The sequence below is a fragment of the Acidisphaera sp. L21 genome, from assembly GCF_009765685.1.
In the GTDB taxonomy this organism is placed as follows: domain Bacteria; phylum Pseudomonadota; class Alphaproteobacteria; order Acetobacterales; family Acetobacteraceae; genus LMUY01.
Window position 1 is genome coordinate 1 of sequence record NZ_LMUY01000038.1, and the last position, 5,997, is coordinate 5,997.

5 protein-coding genes are annotated in these 5,997 nt (G+C 61.1%); 2 read left to right on the top strand and 3 right to left on the bottom strand.

Annotated features, from left to right (window positions below; all coding sequences use genetic code 11):
* Positions 1-119: 119 nt before the first annotated feature.
* Positions 120-587, bottom strand: coding sequence for a PH domain-containing protein (locus tag GSQ76_RS09075; protein ID WP_158743595.1), 468 nt, complete (start codon positions 585-587; stop codon positions 120-122).
* Positions 588-829: 242 nt separating this feature from the next.
* Between GSQ76_RS09075 and GSQ76_RS09080 the strand changes: the two genes are divergently transcribed.
* Both GSQ76_RS09080 and GSQ76_RS09085 read left to right on the top strand, forming a co-directional pair.
* Positions 830-2,935 (top strand): Hint domain-containing protein, encoded by a 2,106-nt coding sequence (locus GSQ76_RS09080; protein ID WP_158743596.1) that lies wholly within the window; start codon positions 830-832, stop codon positions 2,933-2,935.
* Positions 2,936-3,172: 237 nt separating this feature from the next.
* Positions 3,173-4,306: a tyrosine-type recombinase/integrase gene (locus GSQ76_RS09085; protein ID WP_158743597.1), complete on the top strand. Its 1,134-nt coding sequence runs from the start codon at positions 3,173-3,175 to the stop codon at positions 4,304-4,306.
* Positions 4,307-4,392: 86 nt separating this feature from the next.
* Here the strand turns inward: GSQ76_RS09085 and GSQ76_RS09090 are convergent, their stop codons facing one another.
* Together GSQ76_RS09090 and GSQ76_RS09095 are read right to left on the bottom strand one after the other, a co-directional pair.
* Positions 4,393-4,752, bottom strand: coding sequence for a stability/partitioning determinant (locus GSQ76_RS09090; protein ID WP_158743598.1), 360 nt, complete (start codon positions 4,750-4,752; stop codon positions 4,393-4,395).
* Complete coding sequence (locus GSQ76_RS09095; RefSeq protein ID WP_158743599.1) at positions 4,752-5,435, bottom strand: ParA family protein; 684 nt, start codon at positions 5,433-5,435, stop codon at positions 4,752-4,754. The genes GSQ76_RS09090 and GSQ76_RS09095 overlap by 1 nt, the downstream gene beginning before the upstream one ends.
* Positions 5,436-5,997 lie beyond the last annotated feature (562 nt).

The window sequence follows — 5,997 nt, forward strand, 5'->3', positions numbered from 1 at the left end:
CACTCGCAACGTACTCGACCGGTTCAGGGCAGCTCCTCCGCCCAGCACTGGAGCGTAGGCAGTCCGGCGTCGCCGAATGCTGTGGTCGGCCAGGACAGGGCGAATGGGAGATCGGAACGCTATCCAACAAGGATAGCGTTCCGAAGCTCGAGCGGTTCAGCTATCCGTTGTAAGGGCTCGAAGGTCGAGCCGGTGCCGCGGATCAGCACGGTCCCAAATCCCAGAACACGACCGGCCAAGCTTTGTATGACGTCAACGGTCTCGATCTTGCTGGTGTTCATCTCGGCCGTGGTGCGGCTGAGCCAGCCCGTTTTGTAAATGACTCTCAGATTGGTGACCACGACTTCTGTCGTGACCCGCTGGATGGCGCTGACGACCAAGATCAACGTCGCCATGGCAAAGATCAGGATCGAGAGGATCGGCAACGCCAGATGCCCCGCGATGTCGACCGGCGACACAATGCCGACCATCAACACCAGCAGACCTACGATGAAGACGAGCAAGCCGCGAGAGTAGATTAGCCAATGGAGGCGGCCGATGAAGATCACCTGCTCGGTCGGCCGAAGAACCTTCGTGTAATAGGGCATTGCGGCCTTTGGGTGAGGTGCCCTTGAAATAGCAGCGTTCGCAGGTTTTGGCACAACCAAACTCGCCGCCCGACAGTGCGGCGATGCGCGATCCACACGATCCCGGCGACCACCTCCGCTATCAGACCAAACCGCGAACTCCGCTTCCACCGCCCTCTGGCAGTCAGCGGAGAGGGTTTTGTTGCGTCTAAGGAACGGACCTGCAACGCTCGCAGCGTTGAACGAGCCCGAGGGGATGCTCAATGACCTTGAAACTCACATACGCCGGTTTCAACTATCCGGCCTTCTACAACGGCGGTTACGAAAACGGGGACGCTCTATCCGACCTCCAGGCAACCGGGTCCAACTCCGCCGCGCTGGAGGACGAGTATGGCATCAACACGACGACAGGCCAGATTGTCACCGACGCCAATTTCACCGATAGCATCGCCAGCCTCGGATCGACCATCACGGAGGCGAAGGCGGACAACCAGCAAGTCATGGTCCGCCCGCTGATCGATCTTCTCGACCCGAGTATCGACGGCGGCATGACTGGCGACTTCCGCGGATATTTTTACCCGACGACACCGACTCAGGTGAACAACTTCTTCAGCAGCTATCAGTCGATTCTGGTGACGCAAGCCACCGCCGCACAACAAGCGGGGGCCAGTGTATTCTGCCTCGGTACTGAAATCGATCAGCTGACGGGGCCCCAGTTTGCAACGCAGTGGGACGGCATTATCAGTGCTGTAAAAGCCGTATTCACCGGGAAGCTGACCTACTCTGCCGATTGGGACGACAGCCAGTCCCCCTGGCAATTCGGGGGCGCCCCCGTTGGCACCGCAAATATCGAGACCCAAGTTAGTTTCTGGAACCAACTCGATTACGTCGGCATCGACGAGTATGCCCCCGTTTCGGACGCAGCTAACCCAACGGAGGCGCAACTGGTTGCTGGGTGGGAAGGTGCACCGACCGATCCCAACGTCGCCGCGCTTACGGGTGGAGAATCGCTGATCCAATATTATGAAAGTCTGTCGGCAGACTTGGGCAAGCCCATCTTCTTCACCGAACTTGGCTATGAGGACGCGACCGATGCTGCGAATTCGCCGTTCGGCAGCAGCACGAATGTCGTGGACCAGCCGTTGCAGACCGAGCTTTACCAAGCGTTCGAAACGGCTTGGCAAGCAGACGGCAACACGTCTCTCGTCGGCGTGAATTTCTGGAACTGGGACCCGAACGTCGCGGTGACCGCGCCGGCGGAGGGCACGAACTTCAGCCCCCAGAGCAACCCGAGCGCCTTGAGCGTCATACAAAATACCTTTAGCGAGGCCGAATCTCCGGCCTGCTACTGCTCTGGTACGCGCATAAGGACGCTCGCGGGAGAGGTATTGGTCGAGGACCTAGCAATTGGTGACATCGTCGTGACATCGTCAGGGGAGGACCAACCGATCATCTGGGTGGGTCATCGGCGGATCGACTGCCGTAGCCATCCGAGGCCAGCGACGGTCTTGCCAGTGCGGGTAGAGGCTGGGGCATTTGGCAGCGGCCTGCCCTACGACGACCTCTGGCTCAGCCCCGGCCATGCCGTGTTGGTGGAGGGTGTTCTGTTACCGATCGAGCGCCTGATAAACGGTGCCACCGTTGCGACAGTACCCGTTGACAGTGTGACCTACTGGCATGTGGAATTGGAGCGGCATGACATCATCATCGCCAACGGCGCCCCGGCAGAAAGCTACCTCGACACCGGCAACCGGACTGCATTCGAAAACGGGGGCGATGTGTTGCGGCTGCATCCGAATTTCTCGTCGACCGAGAAAATTGACGGGCGCACGTCCTTCCCCATGTCGAAGCAGGCCGTCACGGCAGCGAGGGCCCAGATACTGGGCGTTGCAGAGCGACTGGGTTACGAGATGACGGCAGATGTAGACATGCACGTGGTAGTGGATGGCGTCGCGATTTCGCCGAACTGGGCCGATGATGATTGCTACACCTTCGACCTGCCTCCGACCTATAGGGAGGCCTGGCTTGCGTCGCCACATTTCGTGCCAGCGCAAGTGCGGGCGAACATGACGGACCTACGTCGATTGGGTGTGCGCGTGTCCGGCGTGTGGCTGGACGGCAAGCCGGTGTCGGTGGCCGACCTGCCGGACAACGGCTGGCACAAGCCCGAGGCAGCACGCGGGAGGTTCACCGGTGAGGCGCGTTGGACCAACGGACAGGGTCGTCTACCCTCTGGTGCGCGGCAGATCAGGTTTGAGTTGATCCGCGAATTGCGAGCCTGGGTGCGGCGAAAGGCCAGTGTAGGTTGCGGCACTGGAGAGGCCGACGTCTCGTCAATGTCGACAAAGCTTGCTGCAAAACTAGGCTGACGGCAAATGCCTAGCCGGCAGCCAGGTGCTGTTGACCAGAGCGAAGCGACCGCCGTCTATGCAACAGGCGATCCTCCACAAGCCACAATAAGGGGCCACTCTCAAATAAGGCGTGTCTGCAATAAAGCGAGGTAAAGCCGAGCAACACTAGATTTGAGCAGCGATGGCGATGTCCGCTAAACAGGCTTTGCGGACGTAGACTGGGACGACTAGTCTTGTCGTATGAACGATCAAGACATGCCCGAGCCGCCCCCTCACCCACTCGGCGATACTTGGACTGGGCAGCGCCCTCCTGGCGGCAACTCGCTGACCCTGCACACCGATCTGCTGGGTGATCTACAGGTGCCGGGCGCTGCTGGTCGCGGCGCCGAACTAGAAGCGCTTGCAGCCCGTGCGGCGATCTATGCCACACGTGCCCGAGGTGATGGTACTCGCCGGGCGTATCGCTCCGCCTGGCGTGGCTACGAGGCCTGGTGTCGTTCGCTCGGTCGAGAGCCACTCAGCGGCGACCCGGATCTGCTGGCCATGTATGCCACGAAGCGCGCAGATGACGGCGTGGCGGTCAGCACGCTGCGTGTCGATCTCGCCGCTATTCGCACTGCGCATCAGTTGGCTAGCATCCCGCTGGATCTGCGCAATCCTCGGCTGGCCATGGTGATTGAGGGTATCACCCGTGGTCGTGGCACCCGCCCCCTTCGGCAGGCCACTCCGGCCGTTCCCGAAATCCTCCGCCAGTTGTTGAGCGCCTGCCCCCTGCCCGGCACCGCCATAGGCGCACGCGATCGCGCCATGCTGCTGTTGGGTTTTGGCGCCGCCCTACGCCGCTCCGAATTGGTCGCGCTTCGGCTTGGCGATGTCACGGCAGTGCCGGGCCGCGGGCTGAGGTTGCTGGTTCGCCGGTCCAAGACCGATCAGCACGGTCAAGGCCAAGACATTGCCATTTGGGCGAACCCGTCCGATCCCCTGTTCTGCCCCCTCGCCGCCCTGGACACTTGGCTGGCGCAGCGGCATCTGGCGACGGACCTGGACTGGTCCGTGGGGGACAGCGCCCGCCAGGATCGGCCGCTATTCTGCGCGGTGACTAAAGCCGGACAACCGACCGGTATTGGCTTGTCCGATAAGGCAGTTGTCCGATTAATTAAAGGGGCGGCTGCCCGCGCCGGGCTCGACCCCGAGCGATACAGCGGCCACTCGTTGCGCGCTGGTTTGGCAACTGCTGCTGGGAATGCCGGGGCGTCCCTACCCGACCTTATGCGCCAGACCCGGCATAAAAGCACCCAAGTGGCTCTCGCCTACCTCCGCCCTGCCGATCTTTGGCGCAACAACGTGACAAAGCGGATGTTCACCGCCCCAGATACTGACGAAAGTTGACCCGTGTATGCTTAATCTCCCCGATCTGAGCAGCCTCTAGCGCGCGGACGCCCAGCCGCGCAAAGCCTTGGATAGCTAGAAGATAGCTATGAGCTACCCTGCTTCAGAAGCGCCTCGACGGCGTGCTGAAACACCTCACCTAGAACGAGACCTCGCTGGTCGGCAATCGCATAGAACGCATCGGCGTCTTCCTGCCTAACCTTGAGGTTGAGCTGCACATTGCGCCCGGTGCGATGGCGCCGGATCTCCCGCCGCTGCGCCGGTGGCGGCGCTATGTCTGGCTGTGGCGGGCGTGGTGGAGCGGCGGGTTCGCGGCTTCGGAACGCGGCGGGTTCGGCCACGGCTGCGATCTGATCCTTCGTAGCCCCCGTCCCTGCCGGCTTGGGCGAAAAGCCGCTGACATCGATATCGTCATCATCAAAGACAGAGGCGCGCTTGTCAGCCATTACGCCGCTGCTCCGTTCGCGTCATGTCTGAGCATCCCCACCACCTCGGCTGCAAAAGCTCGGGCGTTGCTGATCGCGGCCGGCAGGTTGCTGACCTGGGAGGGGCGAAGCGTGTCGATCGTGCCGCCAAAGGAGAATATTGCTCGAAATGCCTCACGCTCGTGCATCTGGGCACTGAAGATCGGGACGTCGGCGCCCTGCAGCTCCTCGCGAATGTGACGGAGGAGCCGGGGTTTGATGACTGCACTCGTGCGGGTAAAAAGCACCGCATACGGGATGCGACGGCTGAAGGCCTTCTCCTGCTGACGGATCAGTTTGATGGCCTTCGCGGCCTCGCTGGCATCCAACTGGCTGCCTTGCACCGGGATGATGACGAGGTCCGCGCGACTGATGGCGTATGCCACCGTCATGCTCGCTGTGCCTTCCAGATCGACGATCACGAAGGGGACCTGCGCGGCTCGCGTCTCCATTTCGTCGATAATGCTCGCCTCAGTTACGTCGCCGACCACGGTGAGACTGTTGGGCCTCCCCTCCAACCGACCCCATTTGGTGACAGGCCGGTTCGGGTCGGCGTCGATGATCGTGACCCCAACCCCGCTGCGAGCAAGCTCACAGGACAGGACGACGGCGCTGGTAGACTTGCCGGCTCCGCCTTTTGGGCTGGCAAACACAATGGTCGGCATCCTGCTAGCTCCCGGATAGCTATAAGCTAGATACTGGGTAGCCACCTGGTCGTCAACGGAGAGGCGTCGGATAGCTACTAGGGACCTATCTGATATTATTTTGTTGCGGGCCCTCTCGCCCGTTGGAGCAGGGATCGCAGATACGGGACGCATCCCCAGCCCGCTGCGTATCTGGTAGCTATCTGGTCGCTACTCGATAGCTACTGTCTAGCTGCTGGTGTAGCTTTGCCTATTGCTCCACACACGTAATTACTATCAAGCCTGGCGATCTGAAACCAACGTTACACGAAGGCGGTCAGCCCGCATAAGCGACATTACCAGTCATTAGAGACGACGCCGCAATACGCGTCGTTTATCACGTCAAACCAATGAGGCCGGGCAGGGGCCAACTCGCATCATGCCGTAATTCAGACATCAATGTCGCTCCAAGCGGCCAATCAACGCCACGACTGGACCGCCGCGCCGGGCACCATGAGGCCTCGTTCGCCTTTCGCGCATTTTGACGCCATGCTGACCTAGGCGTCGATCACGACACCAAAACGGTTCGAATGTGCCAACCCGA